Source organism: Venatoribacter cucullus (assembly GCF_016132445.1).
Classification (GTDB): Bacteria; Pseudomonadota; Gammaproteobacteria; order Pseudomonadales; family Oceanobacteraceae; genus Venatoribacter; species Venatoribacter cucullus.
The window spans coordinates 1,609,373-1,625,936 of sequence record NZ_CP046056.1 but is presented as its reverse complement, the minus strand read 5'-3'; the positions used below and the strand labels follow the sequence as shown (position 1 = coordinate 1,625,936).

Genomic DNA, 16,564 nt, shown 5'->3' with positions numbered 1-16,564 from the left:
AGTGCGGTTTTGTCAGGAATTACCCTGAAAAAACCGCACCGTCACGGCTTAATTAAGCGGGGCAATAAAGGTGTTTTTCACCCGTTTAACCACTTCGCCGGTATCGGCTTCACGCACCACAAAATACACCTCGTTGCGGCTGCTGGTGAGTTTGGCGCTGGCCGGATCAATTTCCAGCGTCAGCAGCACTTCGCGCACCTCGTTCACCCGCAGATCGTAGGTTTCCGCAGCATCCATGGTCGCGCCGTCCAGGCCTTCCACACTCAGGGTGTACGATTTCGGCGCCTGCGACATGTTAATCAGCTTCAGGGTGTAGCCGTTGGTAATGGTGTCATTCACCGTTTGCTGGTACAGCGCACCACGGCCACGTTCCACTTCCAGTTTGAACGGGGTACGGGTCAGCAGCACATAAGAAAACGCAGTCAGCATGGCCAGCATCACCACGGCATAGCCGAGCAGACGCGGACGCATAATATGGGTTTTACCACCTTCCAGTTCGTTTTCGGTGGTGTAGCGGATTAAACCTTTCGGCAGTTCCAGTTTTTCCATAATGGAGTCACAGGCGTCGATACAGAGCGCACAGGCAATACACTGATATTGCAGGCCATCACGGATATCGATACCCACCGGGCACACCTGCACGCACAGCGAGCAATCGACACAGTCGCCCAGCTGTTTCTGCGCTTCCTGGTCGGCTTCTTTTTTGCTGCGCTTGCCGCGCGGTTCGCCACGGTTGTAATCGTAGGAAACGGCTAAGGTGTCGCGGTCGTACATTACCGACTGGAAGCGGGCGTACGGACACATATAAATACACACCTGCTCACGCATCCAGCCGGCGTTGATGTAGGTGGCGACGGTAAAAAAGGCAATCCAGAAAAACGCCCAGCCGTTAATGTCGAGGCCCAGCATATTAGGCACCAGATCGCGGATGGGGGTGAAATAACCGACAAAGGTTACCCCGGTCCAGAAGGCAACCAGCAACCACAGGGTATGTTTAAGGGCTTTTTTGCGCGCTTTGGTGGCGCTCATGGGTTCTTTATCGAGCTTGATCCGGGCATTACGGGTGCCTTCCACACGCTCTTCGATCCACATAAAAATAAAAGACCAGGCCGACTGCGGACAGGTATAACCACACCAGATACGACCGGCAAGGTTGGTAATGGTAAACAGAGCAAAGGCAGAAATAATCAGCAGCCAGGACAGCAGCATAAAATCCTGCGGCCAGAAGGTAATGCCAAAAATATGGAATTGACGCGCCGGTAAATCAAACCAGACGGCCTGACGGCCTTCCCAGTTCAGCCAGGCGGTACCGAAGTACGCCAGCATTAATGCCCACAGAGTCCAGGTGCGCAGCTTCTGAAAAATCCCTTCAATTTCACGTACGTAAATCTTCTTACGCTTTTCGTACATGCTCTTGGTTTCAGGGGTAACGTTTTTAACCGGAATATTACTCATAGGGCAAACCACCTCGGTTGTATGCAATGCGGCGCTTTATGAAACCGAAGCCGGGCAGGGGATCCACAGCGCTTTCTATATAACGAAACGATTATATAGTTTTTTGGCAGGTCTAAAGTGAAAAAAGCGGCAGAATGCCGCCTTTTTCATGTTTTCTTGTCCTGGCTCAAAGGCCTCCGGACATACGCCTGCCGGGTTAACCGGCAGGCTTTTTTACCCTTACTGCTGTGCCGGAGCTTCGTTGGACAGCGAGTAAACGTAAGTGGCCAGCAGGTGAATTTTCGCTTCTGCGTTGTTACCCAGAATTTCCAGGTGAGCCGGCATGTTGCCATTACGGCCATGACGCAGAGTGAATTCGATCTGCTTGGAAGAACCACCGTACAGCCATACATCGTCGGTCAGGTTCGGAGCACCCAGCATCTGGTTGCCTTTACCGTCCGCGCCGTGACAAGCCAAACAGAACGCCTGGTACTGCGGAACAGCATTTTTGGCGGCGGCTTCATCGTGGCTTAAACCAGACAGGCTGCGCACGTACTGAACCATATCCAGAGTACCCTGCTCACCCAGGCTGGCTGCCCAGGCTGGCATGATGCCCTTACGACCGTAGGTCAGAGTGTGCTTGATGGCTTCCGGAGAACCGCCGTACAGCCAGTCTTCGTCGGTCAGGTTCGGGAAACCCAGCGCGCCTTTGGCGTTGGTGCCGTGGCACACAGAGCAGTTGCTCTTGAACAGGCGCTGACCAGACTGCAGGGCATCTTCGTTAGCGATCAGTTGCTCTACCGGTACGGCTGAGTATTCAGCGTACAGCGGAGCAATGTCTTTATCGAAGGCCTGAACCTCAGCTTTCCACTGGTTTTCAGACGACCAGCTTACCTGTTCGCCATCCACTTCAACGGTCAGGATGCCTTTGAAGTTACCCAGACCGTATACGCCCAGATAGGCAACAGCGAATACGATGGTGCCCCAGAACATCAATACCCACCAGCGCGGCAGCGGGTTATCCAGTTCCTGAATACCGTCGTAATCATGACCAGTGGTCTGGTCCGTTTCTTGTTTACGCTGGCCGCGGCTGGTGTACTGGATCAGTAAACCGCAACCAATGATGGATCCCAGTACGATGACGGTGACCCACACTTGCCAGAAAGTGCTTAACATAGCTTATTTACTCCGATCGTTATCGTCGTGCGCGGGCATCTCGTTATTGTCGTGAAACGGGATTTGCGCATCGTCATCAAATCTTTTCTTCCGGCTTGAGCCATAAGCCCACCAGAGGATTGCACTGAAGGCGATGAGGGCAAAAATACTGCCCAAGCCGCGCACGTCGTTAATATCCATGGGGATTACCGTTTAGTAGTTACAGTGCCCAGTTGCTGCAGATACGCAACCAGAGCTTCGATTTCAGGCATGCCATCAACAGCGTCTTTGGCCCCTTCGATATCGTCATCTGTATACGGTACGCCGACCATACGCAGAGCTTCCATCTTCTTCGGAGTCATACGGCCATCGACTTTGTATTCGAACAGCCAGGGGTAAGACGGCATGATGGACTCAGGTACCACGTCGCGCGGGTTGTACATGTGCGCGCGGTGCCATTCATCAGAGTAACGGCCACCCAGGCGAGCCAGGTCAGGACCGGTACGCTTGGAGCCCCACAGGAACGGATGCTCATATACGTGCTCACCGGCGGTGGAGAACGGGCCGTAACGCTCAGTTTCAGCGCGGAACGGACGTACCATCTGGGTGTGACATACGTGGCAACCTTCACGGATATAAATATCGCGGCCTTCCAGCTGCACCGCCGTCAGCGGCTTCAGACCTTCAGCCGGCTTGGTGGTGTCTTCATGGAAGAACAGCGGAACGATTTCGACCAGACCACCCCAGCTCAGGGCGATCACGATCATCACCACCATTAACGGCAGGCTTTTCTCAATATTGTCGTGCTTAATCATGTCTCACTACTCCTTAAGCCTGAGCTGCTGCAGCATTGCCAGCTTCTTTGTTGGCAGCGCGGACAGTCATATACACGTTGTACGCCATAATCAGCATACCCAGCAGGAACAGGGCGCCACCGATTACACGCACCACGTAACCACCGTGAGACGCTTCAACCGATTCAACGAAGCTGTAAGTCAGGGTGCCGTCGGCGTTTACTGCACGCCACATCAGACCCTGCATAATGCCGTTCACCCACATAGAAGCGATGTACAGCACAGTACCGATGGTGGACAGCCAGAAGTGGGTGTTGATCAGCGGGATAGAGTGCATCTCACCGGCTTTGCGACCAAACATAATCGGGATCAGGTGGTACAGAGCACCGATAGACACCATCGCAACCCAGCCCAGAGCACCGGAGTGAACGTGGCCAATGGTCCAGTCAGTGTTGTGAGACAGCGCGTTGACAGTCTTGATAGACATCATCGGGCCTTCGAAGGTAGACATACCGTAGAAAGACAGAGACACCACCAGGAAGCGCAGGATCGGGTCGTTACGCAGTTTGTGCCAGGCACCAGACAGCGTCATCATACCGTTGATCATACCGCCCCAGCTTGGTGCCAGCAGGATCAGAGACATAACCATACCGGCAGTCTGAGCCCAGTCCGGCAGTGCGGAGTAGTGCAGGTGGTGACCACCGGCCCAAACGTAGATGGAGATCAGCGCCCAGAAGTGCACGATGGACAGACGGTAAGAGTAAACCGGACGGCCAGCCTGCTTCGGCACGAAGTAGTACATAATCCCTAAGAAGCCTGCAGTCAGGAAGAAACCTACTGCGTTATGGCCCCACCACCACTGGACCATGGCGTCGATGGTACCGGCGTAAACAGAGTACGACTTGGTCAGGGAAACCGGTACGGCCAGGTTGTTACCGATGTACAGGATCGCGATCATGATCATGAACGCAGCGAAGAACCAGTTGGCAACATAGATATGGCTTTCTTTACGGATCGCCAGGGTGCCCAGGAAGTTCACCACATAAGCCACCCACACCAGCGCTACCAGAATATCAATCGGCCATTCCAGCTCTGCGTATTCTTTAGTAGTGGTCATACCCAGCGGCAGAGTAATAGCGGCCAGAAGAATCACAACCTGCCAGCCCCAGAACGTGAAGCTTGCCAGCGTGTCTGAGAACAGACGGGTGCGACAGGTGCGCTGCACAATGTAGTAGGAGGTTGCAAACAGGGCAGAACCGCCGAATGCAAAAATTACCGCGTTGGTGTGCAACGGACGCAAGCGACCGAATGACAGCCATGGCAGATCAAAGTTCAGTGCGGGCCAGGCCAGCTGAGCAGCGATGAGAACACCGACTGTCATACCAACAATGCCCCAAACTACGGTCATGATGGCAAATTGTCTTACCACCTTGTAGTTGTACTCGGGATGGTCAAATGCTGTGCTCATGATTGGATTCCATTTAACAGCGAGGGTTGAGGGTTAAAAAAATCGGCGTAATTATGGTGTTTGACCGCCGCCAATGCAATCAAACACAGGAAAAACACCTGATTTTACAGCAAGTTAAACTGCTGATTCCGGTACTATCCAGCCACCTTATGAGAATTATTCTCAGGCAGTCCGGAAGGACCCTGCCGCACACCAATACAGATTCCGGGTCTGTCGGAATACGGATGAGCAGATCATATTCAAGTCGCCGCTACCCACATTGATATAGCGCAAGAAGTTCCGGTGGTGGTAACCGTGCTGTCACAGGGCGTGAGCGGGGCTGGCAGGTATTGCTTTGCTTGACGGGATAATCTGAGGGAAAACAGCAGGATTGTTTCTTTTTTTAAGGGTTTTGATGTTCCGGAGCCGCACAACCGGCTCCGGAGCAACCTGCAGACAGCGTTTCCGCCTTATGCCTGCAACAGCGTAATTTTTTCTTCCTGCTGCAGAATCGGCTTAATCGCATCAATCAGCTTTTTACGGTCTTCAGAGTGCGACCACTGGTACCAGGCTTCTTCACTTTGCCAGTTGGTGATAATCACCCGGTGATTGGCGTTTTTCAGATCTTTGTAGTTCACCCCGGATACATAGCCCGGCGCCTCCAGCATGGTACGCAGCATGCTTTTAATAGTGGCTTCATAGGTGGACTCCATACCTTCGGCGATAACCCGCTCGATGATCACCTTCAACATACGTGTTTCCTTATTAGCAAATAACAGATTAAAGACAGTTAAGACTGAGGTGCAGTTCAGGCCTATACGTTAGAGGCGCTGCCGGATGAATGCAATCGTCAGGCGGTGCGGCTGCAGAAGTAAGATGTTAATCATTCTCAATTAAAAGTTCCCTTATGATAATAAAAAACAATATCAAAAGTTAATAAAAGCGTTTCTCATTTAGATTGGCTTTGTTAGTATGCCCTGGCTTTCGGGGGAGGACCGCAACAAGACGAGTCGTCCGGATACAACAGCAGGTGGCTGGGGGCAGCCATCGACAGAGGATCAATCATGAAGAAACACACCAATACCGCCATGCGCAAAGCGCTGCTGCCACTGGCCATTGCCGCCGTCAGCCTGAATGTTCAGGCGCAGGAGCAGGTCGATGCCGTACAACTTTCCAAAATGGTGGTCTCAGCGGCGGGTTTTGAACAGTCCGTTATGGATGCACCTGCCAGCATTACGGTTATTGATCGTGAAGAACTGGAAACTAAGCGTTACCGCGATCTTGCTGAAGCTTTGTCGGGTGTTGAAGGTATTGATGTGCTCGGCAGTACCGGTAAAGCCGGTGGTCTGGATATCCGTATTCGCGGCATGAGCAGCGAATACACTCTGATTTTGTGGGATGGTCGTCGTCAGAATTTGGCTGGTAACTCTACGCCGAACGGCTTTGGTGATACGCAAAACAGCATTATGCCGCCGCTATCTGCCATTGAGCGCATTGAGGTGATTCGTGGCCCGATGTCTACTCTGTACGGCGCCGATGCTTTAGGTGGTGTGATTAACATTATTACCCGTAAGGTGGCCACCGAGTGGGGCGGTAACATCCGGGTCGAAGCCGGTGTTCCGGAAGACAGCGCCTGGGGCCAAAGCCGCAAGGTGGATGTTTATGCCACCGGGCCGCTGGTGGAAGGCTTGGCCGGCTTGGCAGTGCGGGCGGGAATGTATGACCGTGAAGCGTCTGATCTTATTGCTGCGCCTGGGCTGGTGCCTTCTGGCCGCAACCCCGCCCCGGCTGAATCCGATCAATACAATGTGGGGGCGCGTCTGACCGTCACACCTACAGAGAATCACGATATCTGGTTTGATGTTGATTATGTTGATACTCGTTACAATAACGAAGATTCCCGCTTAGGTACCCTGGATACTCCCTCCAACATCAGAGGCTATGAGGACGAGCTGGGCTTTAAGCGTAGCCAGATTGCGCTGGGTCATAATGGCCGGTTTTCTGCCGGTACGCTGGAATCCAGCATTATGCAGACTGTAAACGAAACCGAAGGTCGCACCATTCCCTCGGCGGCCAGACCGGCAGGAGATCCTTCGATTGGTAAGGCTCGTGAGTTAGAAACCACCAATACCGTTATTGATACCAAGTACGTAGCTCCTGTTGGCCAGTCCAATCGTATTACAATCGGTGGCCAATACTGGGATGCCGAATTGGTCGACGGCTTGCTTCCACAAGATACCCATGAACAGACTATGTGGTCATTGTTTGCCGAAGATGAGTGGCACGTTCTGGATAATATTGCTGCAACCATCGGTGCCCGTTACGACGACCATGATGCCTTTGGTGGCCATGTCAGCCCACGCGTTTATTTGGTCTGGAATACCTCTGAACAAGTAACTGTGAAGGGTGGTATTAGTCAGGGTTTTAAAACCCCGCGTATTGATCAGTTAATTGATGGTGTCAGTGGCATCAGCGGGCAGGGTACCAATATTTCGATTGGCAACCCGAATTTAGAACCAGAAATCAGCACTACTACGGAACTGGGAGTTCTGTTCGACAATATGCGTGGTTTAAGCGGTTCAGCAACAGCTTTCCACAATAAAATTGACGACAAAATTGCCAGCGAAGGCAGCTGTACCGAGCAGTTTATTTCCAGCTGTTCTGCTAACTCCACGGCTACTTACAGCATTAACATTGATGAAGCTGAAACCTGGGGTGTTGAACTGGGCTTAGGGTTGCCATTGGTTGAGGACGTATTGGCATTGCATGTTAATTACACCTGGACTGACAGCGAAGTGACTGAAGGTGGTAAAAAGAATGGCCAGCTCAGTAACACCCCCGAACACATGGCTAATGCTACCTTACGCTGGACCTTGAACGAGCAGGCCAATCTGTGGTTGCGTGGTCAATATCGCAGCGACAGCAATCGTTTTTCTGGTGCTGTCAGCGAATTGAGCGCTGCCAATCGTAAAATTTACGATGCGGTCGGTGACCTGAAAGGATACACCCTGTTTGAATTAGGTGGCTCTTATAAGGTTTCAGAAACCCTGTCGTTGAATGCCTCGGTATCCAACCTGCTGGACAAGGATTTTACTGAATACGCCAGCTACGATTCGGATAACGATGGCATCAACGATGCATATGCCAGCAAATACTTCCAGAGTTCTTCCAGTGTGGCGGGGACAACTTTGCCCGGTCGTACTTTCTGGTTATCCGCTAATCTGAGCTTCTGACTTTTCCCTCACCCAATAAGCCGCACCCCATGGTGCGGCTTTGTCGTTTCTGCCTTGCAATAATGAGGTACCAAAACCCCGCAGACTCAGCCAAAGCAGTATATAAAAATACAAGATGCTAATAAAAACACTTCTTATTTGCATAGCGTCTGGTACACTTTCGCCCCAGATAAACACCACAACCTTCCGGCCTTACCGGTGAGTTTTAACATCCCATGAACACATCTTCGCCAGCCCGTATTTTTAATCGCCTGTCATTCGGCACCCTGCGCCAGTGGCACTGGGTCAGCTCGGCGGTGTGTCTGGTCGGCATGGTGTTGTTCGCCTTTACCGGCATCACCTTAAACCACGCTGGTGATATTGAAGCCCAACCCGTTACCACCACGCTGGAAGTGGAATTAACCGAAGGCTTGCTGAAAACCCTGCACAGCCGCAGCGAAGGCCCGTTACCGCTGGCGGTGCGCCAATGGCTGCTGCAGGAGCACGGCATTAATACTCCGGCGACCGCCGCCGAATGGGATGGCAGCGAACTGTATTTGGGCATGCCTAAACCCGGTGGTGATGCCTGGCTGAGCATCGAACTGGACAGTGGTTATTTAATTTACGAAAACACCGAGCGTGGCGTTATTTCCTATTTGAACGACCTGCACAAAGGCCGTAATACCGGCACCGCCTGGAGCTGGTTTATCGATATTTTTTCCGTGCTGTGTCTGGTGTTTTCCCTCAGTGGTTTATGGCTGCTGGTGCGTTACGCCCAACAACGCCCCGGCACCTGGCCGATGGTGGCCCTGGGTGTTGTGATTCCGCTGTTAATTATTATTTTGAGCGTGCATTAAGGAGTGATTATGAAAAACGCATTACTGCCCGCAGCCCTGCTGCTGGCCGCCACACTGCCGGTGCAGGCGGCAGAATTAAACGTAGCGGTACAGCTGCCCAAGCTCACCGTAGCCGAATACCACAAGCCCTATGTGGCGGTGTGGATTGAAGACAGTAACAAACAAGTGGTCAGCAATTTGGCTGTTTGGTACGACGCTAAAATGAAAAACAACGAAGGTGAAAAATGGCTGAAAGACATGCGCCAGTGGTGGCGTAAAACCGGCCGCACCTTAACCATGCCAGTCGATGGCATTACCGGCGCCACCCAGGGTCCGGGCCAGCATCAGCTGAATTTTACCGTGGGTAAAGCGCCATTAAATAACCTGGAATCCGGCGATTACACCCTGCGCGTTGAAGCCGCGCGCGAAGTGGGCGGCCGCGAAGTGGTCGACATTCCGTTCCAATGGCCACCAGCCAAAGCCGCAACCTTTAACGCCACCGGCAGCACCGAACTGGGTGCCGTGGCCGTCAGCATTAAACCCTGAGCAGGAGCACCAATATGTTGAATAAAACCATGTTGAATAAAACCGCCTTTAAACCCTTGTTAGTCGCCGCACTGGTGCTGGGCAGCGTGGCCGTACAAGCGCACCGCGCCTGGATTCTGCCGCAGGAAACCGTACTGTCGGGCGAAGGCCGCTGGGTCAGCTTTGACGCCGCGGTTTCCAACGACGTATTCTTGGCCAACTACAATCCCGGCCGTTTCAGTGACGTTAAAGTGCAGCAGCCCGACGGCAGCGAAGCCGGCATCCAAAATCTGCATACCGGGAAATACCGCACCAATTTTGATGTGGAATTAAAACAGGAAGGCACTTACCGCATTTTTACCGCCAGCAGCGGCCTGCGCGCCATGTGGGAAGAAGATGGCAAGCGCCGTATGTACCCCGGCCGTGGTGAGCAATACAGCGCAGAAGGTTTCAAAAAAGCCGTACCGGAAAACGCGGAAAAATTAGTGGTATCACAGGCATCCCGCCGCATGGAAACCTTCGTTACCCTGGGCGCGCCCAGCGACAAAACCCTGCAGCCTACTGGCCAGGGCCTGGAGCTGGTGCCGGTAACTCACCCGAATGATTTATACGCTGGCGAAGCGGCTGAATTCCGTTTTGTTATGGACGGCGAACCGGTGCAGGGCGTGGAAGTAACCCTGATTCGTGAAGGCACCCGTTACCGCAACAGCCAGCAGGAAATCACTCTTACCAGCGACAACAACGGCCTGGTGTCGGTGAACTGGAACGGCGCTGGTCGCTACTTCCTGGAAGCGGAATACAAAGACAACAAGGCCAAAAAACCGGCCACTGAACGCAGCGGTACCTACGTTGCCGTACTGGAAGTATTGCCGGACTAAGCCAAGCGGACGAAACCATGCTAAGCGCCGTTCCTTACCTGCAGGCCAGCATTATTCTGCTGGCCTGGCTGGCCTTCACATTCTGGTGCTACCGTCAGCCCATAAAGCGCTGGTGGCAGGGCACAGCGGCCACCTGCACCACGCTGGTGGCCTACGCCAGCGAAAGCGGAACGGCGGCGGCGTTAGCCAACCAGCTGCAACAACAACTGCAGCAGCAGGGCAAATCTTCTGCCTGCCTGCCGCTGAACCAACTGCAGCCGCAACAGCTGCAGCAGTGCCGGCAACTCTTTATTGTGGCCAGCACCTACGGCGACGGTGAAGCGCCCGATAACGGCCGTTTATTTCTGCCGCGCTTACGTCAAACCCAACCTTTAACCCAACTGCGCTACGCCGTATTGGCACTGGGCGATCGGCAGTACAGCCAGTTCTGCGCCTTCGGTATGCAACTGCACCAACAACTGCAGCAAGCCGGCGCGCAGCCGCTGTTTGATGCCATCACCGTGCACCAGCAAGACCCACAGGCGCTGCAACACTGGCAACAACAACTGCATAAGCAGGGCATTATCAGCCAGCCCGGCAGCAGCGCCGCCGCAACGCCAGAGAACGAACCAATAAACTGCAGCTTGCTGCAACGCCACTGGCTTAACCCCGGCAGCCCCGGCGCCCCGGTCTACCAGATCGACCTGCAGCCGCAACAACCCCTGCAGTGGCAAGCCGGCGACATCGCCCGCCTGCACATAAATAACCAAACCCGCGACTACACCATCGCCAGCTTGCCCGCTGAAGGCTGCCTGCGCCTGCTGGTGCGCGAACATCATCACCCCAGCGGCCAAACCGGGCTGGGGTCTGGCTGGTTGTGTCATGGGCTGGAAGCGGGGCAGGCTTCTCACATCAGCTTGCGCAGCAACCCATCGTTTCACGCCCCGGAGGCCGAACGCCCACTCATCTTAATTGGTAACGGCACCGGCCTGGCCGGCCTGCGCGCGCACCTGCAGCAGCGCCAGCAACAGGGGAGCAGCCACAACTGGTTAATTTACGGCGAACGCAGCCCGCTGCATGACGGCCACTGGCAACAGGAACTGCAACTCTGGCACCACAGCGGCCACCTGCAACAACTGGATTTAGCTTTCTCGCGCCACTGCGCCGACCAACCCTGGCCACTGCTCAGCGGCCAACTACACCACGGCTATGTACAAAAAGTGCTGCAAACCCAGGCCCGCGAACTGCACCACTGGGTAGAACAGGGCGCCGCCATCTACCTGTGCGGCAGCCGTGCCGGCATGGCCACCGACGTCGAACAAGCCCTCAGCGACATACTCGGCCCAACCCGCCTGCAACAGCTTATTGAACAAGGCCGCTTCCGCCGCGACGTGTACTGAACCGTCATCGTTGTCGCGTCACCCATCACGATGTAGGAGCGCCATTTCTGGCGCGATCACCCGGCCCAGAAAACCGATTTCGCCCCAAGGGCAGACACTTAGAAAAAGGTCAGTATAATCAGGGCAATTCACCAGAAAGCAGTAGCCCAGGAAGGACAAGGAATGCCAGACCAGCATATGCCTCACCGTGCATGGCCCGCCCCAGCCGGCCTGCACCGCATTCTTAATACCGGATTCCCCGCTAACGGCATCAGCCATCCTCTGTGCTGCCTCTAATTTCCCAGGAACACCATGGCCATTAAGAAAACCCAGCTTTATTCATCCCTCTGGTCCAGCTGCGACGAACTGCGCGGCGGTATGGATGCCTCGCAATACAAAGATTACGTACTCACCCTGTTGTTTATGAAGTACGTCTCTGACAAATACAAAGACGACCCCTACGGCATGATCGACGTGCCCGACGGTGCCAGCTTTGACGATATGATCGCCGCCAAAAACGACAAAGAAATCGGCGACAAAATCAACAAAATCATCGGCGCACTGGCCGAAGCCAACGACCTGAAAGGCGTGATCGACGTTGCCGACTTCAACGACGAAGACAAGCTCGGCAAAGGCAAAGAAATGGTCGATCGCCTCACCAATCTGATTGGTATCTTTGAAGGCATCGATCTGTCCGGCAACCGCGCCGACGGCGACGACCTTTTGGGCGACGCTTACGAATACTTAATGCGCCACTTCGCGACCGAATCGGGTAAAAGCAAAGGCCAGTTTTATACCCCGGCGGAAGTGTCGCGCATCCTCGCCAAAGTGGTGGGCATTACCAGTGATACATCGCAAGACGCTACGGTATACGACCCAACCTGTGGTTCCGGCTCGCTGTTGTTAAAAGCCAGCGATGAAGCACCGCGTGGCTTGTCGATTTTCGGCCAGGAAATGGACAACGCCACCAGTGCATTGGCACGTATGAACATGATTCTGCATAACAACGCCACCGCCAAAATCTGGAAGGGCAACACCCTGGCATCACCGCAGTGGAAAGACTCTAACGGCCAACTGAAAACCTTCGACTTTGCCGTGGCCAACCCGCCGTTTTCCAATAAAAACTGGACCAGCGGCATCAACCCGCAAGAAGACGAATTTGGCCGCTTCAGCTGGGGCATTCCGCCAGAAAAAAACGGCGACTACGCCTTTCTGCTGCACATTCTCAAAAGCCTGAACAGCACCGGCAAAGGCGCGGTGATTCTGCCCCACGGCGTATTGTTCCGGGGTAATGCCGAAGCCCGTATCCGCGAAAACCTGATCAAACAGGGTTACATCAAAGGCATTATCGGCCTGCCGGCCAACCTGTTTTACGGCACCGGCATTCCTGCCTGCATTATTGTGATCGACAAAGAGCAGGCGCCGCAGAGAGCCTTCAGCGCAACTGGCGCAGCCAGTGATAAACAGGGCATTTTTATGGTCGATGCCAGCAAAGGCTTCGCCAAAGACGGCAATAAAAACCGCCTGCGCTCGCAGGACATTCACAAAATCGTCGATGTCTTCACCAAACAACTGCAACTGCCGCGCTACAGCCGCATGGTGCCGTTAAGTGAAATCGCCGCCAACGATTACAACCTGAACATTCCGCGCTATATCGACAGCAGCGAAGCCGAAGACCTGCACGATTTAAGCGCCCACCTGCAGGGCGGCATTCCCAACCGCGATATCGACGCCTTAGAGCGTTACTGGCAGGTATTCCCCAGCATCCGCGCCAGCCTGTTTGTACCGGGCCGCCCCGGCTACAGCACCGCGCTGGTGAAGGCCTCCGTGGTAAAAGCCAGTATTCTGGCTCACCCGGAATTTACTGCTTTTGCTACAGCCAGCACCCAGCCCTTTAACGACTGGGCCAGCGCCGCCGCGCTGGATGAAATTACCCTGGGCGAAAAGCCCAAAGACATTATTCACCGTATTGCCGAAGACCTGCTCAACCGCTACAGCAGTGTGCCACTGCTGAGCAAATACGATGTGTACCAGATTTTAATGGACTACTGGGCCGACACATTGCAGGACGACCTGTACCTGATTACCCAGGACGGCTGGCAAGCCGCCGCCCAGCTGCGCGAGCTGGTGGCCGATAAAAGCAAACAGGAAAAAATCAAAGAACAGCCCGATCTGGTGATTGGCAAAAGCAAATACAAAGCCGAGCTGATTCCGCCGGCATTAATAGCCGAGCGCTTTTTCAGCAGCCAGTTACGCCATATCGAGCAACTGCAAGCCAACCTCGACAGCGCCGCGCAGGAACTGGAAAGCTTCATCGAGGAAAACAGCGGTGAAGACGGCCTGCTCAACGACGCCCTGAACGATAAAGACAAAGTCACCGCTGCGACGGTTAAGGCTCGTATTAAAGCATTGGCCATTACTTTGGGTGGTGCTGAGTTGTTAAACGATAACTATGAGGCAGAACATCCCGAAGCCTACGAGGAATGGTACGCCCTGCAGCAATGCAGCAAGCTGATGGACGCAGAAACAAAAGCCAAAAAAGCTTTAAAAGAAGCCCAGGACGAACTCGACCTGGCCATATTCCAGCAATACAGCAAACTGGATGAAGACGACATCAAAGCGCTGGTGGTGGACGATAAGTGGCTGGCCACATTACAAGCCGGCCTGCAGGCCGAAATTGAGCGCATGACTCAGCAACTGGCTAACCGCGTTAAGGAGCTGGAGGAGCGCTACGCCGAACCACTGCCGGCCATTACCCAATCGGTCGATGCGTTAAGCGACAAAGTCGCTGGTCACTTAAGAGCCATGGGGCTGGAGTGGACGGTATGACAAGTTTTTCGGGAGAACCTATTTCTTCACAAACAGCGAACGCCGCTTGCGGCGGCCCGCAGGGCGGAGGCATGGATAGCCGGCGTACCAGCGGAGTAGCGGAAGTAAGTCCAAAGTATACGGCAGAGGCCAGTGCCGGATATGTTTCACGTTCTGCCAGCGCAGGTCTGAATCCTGCGCAGGTGGGAATGGTGTGCCCGCCGGGCTATAAACAAACGGAAGTGGGAGTGATTCCGGCGGATTGGAATACGCCGAAATTTGGTGAAATCTGTACTCTGATTAATGGGCGAGGCTTTAAGCCTTATGAATGGAGCACAGAAGGCCTGCCTATTATAAGAATTCAAAACCTTAATGGTTCTGATGAGTTTAACCACTATCAGGGATACTACGACCCTAAAATATTTGTGCAGGATGGACAGCTTCTTTTTGCATGGTCCGGCAGTCGGGGCACCTCATTCGGGCCTCATATCTGGTTTGGTGGTGATGCGCTCCTCAATTACCATACTTGGAAATTGGTAGTTAGGGGCGAGGGTGTTGATTCAGGATATTTTTTCCACATTCTGAAACAATTAACCAAGCAGATTGAAGATTCCGCACATGGTGCGTCTGCGCTAGTACATACCCAGAAAGGCGAGATGGAAAATTTCTTTGTTCCTTTGCCCAGTAGTAAGCGAGAACAAACCGCCATCGCTAATGCCTTATCCGATGTCGATGCCCTGGTCAGCGAGCTGGAAAAACTGATCGCCAAAAAACAGGCGATTAAAACCGCCACCATGCAACAACTCCTCACCGGCCGCACCCGCCTGCCGCAATTTGCGTTGCGCGACGATGGTACGCCAAAAGGCACCAAGCCCAGTGAGTTGGGGGAAATACCGGAGGATTGGGATTTAAAAACTGTCTTTGAGCTGGCTGGTTGTCAAAAAAGTCTTTTTGATGATGGTGACTGGATTGAAGCAGAACACATTACAGATAAAGGTGTCAGGCTAATACAAACAGGAAATATAGGTGTTGGTCGTTATATTGAAAAAGACGCGAAGAAGTACATTTTTGAAGAGTCTTTTGAAAAATTAAAGTGTAAGGAATTAAGGAAAGGTGATTTACTGATTTGTCGTTTGGCAGAACCTGCTGGACGATCATGCATTCTTCCTGATATTGGTGAAGATAAAGTAATTACTTCTGTTGATGTCACAATATTTAGATCATCGTCTGAAGTGGCTAATCGGGAGTTCTACAATCAATATTTTTCTTCATCTGATTGGTTTAAATCTGTTCTCGAACAGGTTGGTGGTACAACACATAAGAGAATTTCTCGTAGTGCACTTGGGAGAATTAGTGTGTGCTATCCGAATGCTGAAGAACAAACCGCCATCGCCACCATCCTTTCCGATATGGACAACGAGATTCAGGCACTGGAGCAACGCCTCAACAAAACCCGCCAGATTAAACAGGGCATGATGCAGGAACTGCTGACCGGAAAAACCCGTTTAGTATAAGGACATAACATGGCAAAAAATTATAAAAATCAGAAACTGCTCTATCACCTCACGGCAATGGAGAATCTGCCGTCGATTTTGAAAAATGGGCTGCAGTCACGTGCCGCATTGTCGGGTGCGGGTTTTGCTGATGTGGCGGATCACAGCATTCTGGAGTCACGTAAGAGCAAAGGGTTGGAAGAGCATGTGCCGTTTCACTTTTTCTCACGCACCCCGTTTGACTATGCAGTTATGCACAAACATCCAGCGACGCCCTTTGTTGTTTTAGCGGTTCATCGTGAGTTGGCAAAGGCCAATAACTGGAAGATTGTACCCAGCCATCCGCTGTGCGGTGCAGCCCCGGACATTATGGATTATGACGCGGGCTTTAATGCCATTAACTGGGATTTAATGCACAGCGAAGAGCACAGTTACGCCACTGATCAGGACTACAAGCAGACTTGCATGGCGGAATGCCTGTCACCGGTAACCGTTGATGCTGCGAAATTTCATTCCATCTATGTAAAAACTGACGCAGATAGGGCGACTGTTCAGGCGTATCTGAAAGCCGCCGGTTTGACGCTTCATGTCAATGTGGCGCCGTGGATGTTTGCAAGGTGATGC

At 53.1% G+C, this 16,564-nt stretch carries 14 protein-coding genes; 8 read left to right on the top strand and 6 right to left on the bottom strand.

Annotated elements, in window-relative coordinates; translation table 11 throughout:
* Positions 1-48 precede the first annotated feature (48 nt).
* The 6 genes from ccoG to GJQ55_RS07640 form a co-directional block, all read right to left on the bottom strand.
* Positions 49-1,455 carry a cytochrome c oxidase accessory protein CcoG gene (gene ccoG / locus GJQ55_RS07665; protein ID WP_228344392.1) on the bottom strand — a complete coding sequence of 469 codons (1,407 nt, stop codon included), beginning with the start codon at positions 1,453-1,455 and terminating at the stop codon, positions 49-51.
* 219 nt (positions 1,456-1,674) lie between these two features.
* Positions 1,675-2,610, bottom strand: coding sequence for a cytochrome-c oxidase, cbb3-type subunit III (gene ccoP / locus GJQ55_RS07660; protein WP_228344391.1), 936 nt, complete (start codon positions 2,608-2,610; stop codon positions 1,675-1,677).
* A gap of 3 nt (positions 2,611-2,613) precedes the next feature.
* The gene (locus GJQ55_RS07655; protein WP_228344390.1) at positions 2,614-2,790 is read right to left on the bottom strand and encodes a cbb3-type cytochrome oxidase subunit 3; all 177 of its coding nucleotides are present in this window, start codon (positions 2,788-2,790) and stop codon (positions 2,614-2,616) included.
* A 5-nt stretch (positions 2,791-2,795) separates the two neighbouring features.
* Positions 2,796-3,404, bottom strand: a complete 609-nt coding sequence (ccoO, locus tag GJQ55_RS07650; RefSeq protein WP_420907137.1) for a cytochrome-c oxidase, cbb3-type subunit II — start codon at positions 3,402-3,404, stop codon at positions 2,796-2,798.
* A gap of 13 nt (positions 3,405-3,417) precedes the next feature.
* A complete protein-coding gene (ccoN, locus tag GJQ55_RS07645) occupies positions 3,418-4,851 on the bottom strand; it encodes a cytochrome-c oxidase, cbb3-type subunit I (protein ID WP_228344389.1) in 1,434 nt (477 codons plus the stop codon).
* 449 nt (positions 4,852-5,300) lie between these two features.
* Entirely contained in the window at positions 5,301-5,582 is a 282-nt protein-coding gene (locus tag GJQ55_RS07640) for an antibiotic biosynthesis monooxygenase family protein (RefSeq protein ID WP_228344388.1), read from the bottom strand.
* Positions 5,583-5,894: 312 nt separating this feature from the next.
* Between GJQ55_RS07640 and GJQ55_RS07635 the strand changes: the two genes are divergently transcribed.
* The 8 genes from GJQ55_RS07635 to GJQ55_RS07600 all read left to right on the top strand — a co-directional run bounded on the left by GJQ55_RS07635 (position 5,895) and on the right by GJQ55_RS07600 (position 16,561).
* Positions 5,895-8,063 carry a TonB-dependent receptor domain-containing protein gene (locus GJQ55_RS07635; RefSeq protein ID WP_228344387.1) on the top strand — a complete coding sequence of 723 codons (2,169 nt, stop codon included), beginning with the start codon at positions 5,895-5,897 and terminating at the stop codon, positions 8,061-8,063.
* Between the two features lie 215 nt (positions 8,064-8,278).
* Complete coding sequence (locus GJQ55_RS07630) at positions 8,279-8,899, top strand: PepSY-associated TM helix domain-containing protein (RefSeq protein WP_228344386.1); 621 nt, start codon at positions 8,279-8,281, stop codon at positions 8,897-8,899.
* 9 nt (positions 8,900-8,908) lie between these two features.
* Positions 8,909-9,424: a DUF2271 domain-containing protein gene (locus tag GJQ55_RS07625; protein ID WP_228344385.1), complete on the top strand. Its 516-nt coding sequence runs from the start codon at positions 8,909-8,911 to the stop codon at positions 9,422-9,424.
* Between the two features lie 14 nt (positions 9,425-9,438).
* Positions 9,439-10,281: a DUF4198 domain-containing protein gene (locus tag GJQ55_RS07620; RefSeq protein WP_228344384.1), complete on the top strand. Its 843-nt coding sequence runs from the start codon at positions 9,439-9,441 to the stop codon at positions 10,279-10,281.
* A gap of 17 nt (positions 10,282-10,298) precedes the next feature.
* Positions 10,299-11,660 (top strand): flavodoxin domain-containing protein, encoded by a 1,362-nt coding sequence (locus GJQ55_RS07615; RefSeq protein ID WP_228344383.1) that lies wholly within the window; start codon positions 10,299-10,301, stop codon positions 11,658-11,660.
* Between the two features lie 291 nt (positions 11,661-11,951).
* Positions 11,952-14,468 carry a type I restriction-modification system subunit M gene (locus GJQ55_RS07610; RefSeq protein ID WP_228344382.1) on the top strand — a complete coding sequence of 839 codons (2,517 nt, stop codon included), beginning with the start codon at positions 11,952-11,954 and terminating at the stop codon, positions 14,466-14,468.
* Complete coding sequence (locus tag GJQ55_RS07605) at positions 14,465-15,961, top strand: restriction endonuclease subunit S (RefSeq protein WP_228344381.1); 1,497 nt, start codon at positions 14,465-14,467, stop codon at positions 15,959-15,961. The genes GJQ55_RS07610 and GJQ55_RS07605 overlap by 4 nt, the downstream gene beginning before the upstream one ends.
* Positions 15,962-15,970: 9 nt before the next feature.
* The gene (locus GJQ55_RS07600; protein ID WP_228344380.1) at positions 15,971-16,561 is read left to right on the top strand and encodes a DUF4433 domain-containing protein; all 591 of its coding nucleotides are present in this window, start codon (positions 15,971-15,973) and stop codon (positions 16,559-16,561) included.
* The last annotated feature ends 3 nt before the right edge of the window (positions 16,562-16,564 follow it).

Bases quoted from the DNA above. Each gene is read 5' to 3' on its own strand.
- ccoG (WP_228344392.1), bottom strand. From the start codon at position 1,455: ATGAGTAATATTCCGGTTAAAAACGTTACCCCTGAAACCAAGAGCATG.
- GJQ55_RS07625 (WP_228344385.1), top strand. From the start codon at position 8,909: ATGAAAAACGCATTACTGCCCGCAGCCCTGCTGCTGGCCGCCACACTG.
- GJQ55_RS07610 (WP_228344382.1), top strand. From the start codon at position 11,952: ATGGCCATTAAGAAAACCCAGCTTTATTCATCCCTCTGGTCCAGCTGC.
- ccoN (WP_228344389.1), bottom strand. From the start codon at position 4,851: ATGAGCACAGCATTTGACCATCCCGAGTACAACTACAAGGTGGTAAGA.
- GJQ55_RS07635 (WP_228344387.1), top strand. From the start codon at position 5,895: ATGAAGAAACACACCAATACCGCCATGCGCAAAGCGCTGCTGCCACTG.
- ccoP (WP_228344391.1), bottom strand. From the start codon at position 2,610: ATGTTAAGCACTTTCTGGCAAGTGTGGGTCACCGTCATCGTACTGGGA.
- GJQ55_RS07640 (WP_228344388.1), bottom strand. From the start codon at position 5,582: ATGTTGAAGGTGATCATCGAGCGGGTTATCGCCGAAGGTATGGAGTCC.
- GJQ55_RS07630 (WP_228344386.1), top strand. From the start codon at position 8,279: ATGAACACATCTTCGCCAGCCCGTATTTTTAATCGCCTGTCATTCGGC.
- GJQ55_RS07615 (WP_228344383.1), top strand. From the start codon at position 10,299: ATGCTAAGCGCCGTTCCTTACCTGCAGGCCAGCATTATTCTGCTGGCC.
- GJQ55_RS07620 (WP_228344384.1), top strand. From the start codon at position 9,439: ATGTTGAATAAAACCATGTTGAATAAAACCGCCTTTAAACCCTTGTTA.
- GJQ55_RS07605 (WP_228344381.1), top strand. From the start codon at position 14,465: ATGACAAGTTTTTCGGGAGAACCTATTTCTTCACAAACAGCGAACGCC.
- ccoO (WP_420907137.1), bottom strand. From the start codon at position 3,404: ATGATTAAGCACGACAATATTGAGAAAAGCCTGCCGTTAATGGTGGTG.
- GJQ55_RS07655 (WP_228344390.1), bottom strand. From the start codon at position 2,790: ATGGATATTAACGACGTGCGCGGCTTGGGCAGTATTTTTGCCCTCATC.
- GJQ55_RS07600 (WP_228344380.1), top strand. From the start codon at position 15,971: ATGGCAAAAAATTATAAAAATCAGAAACTGCTCTATCACCTCACGGCA.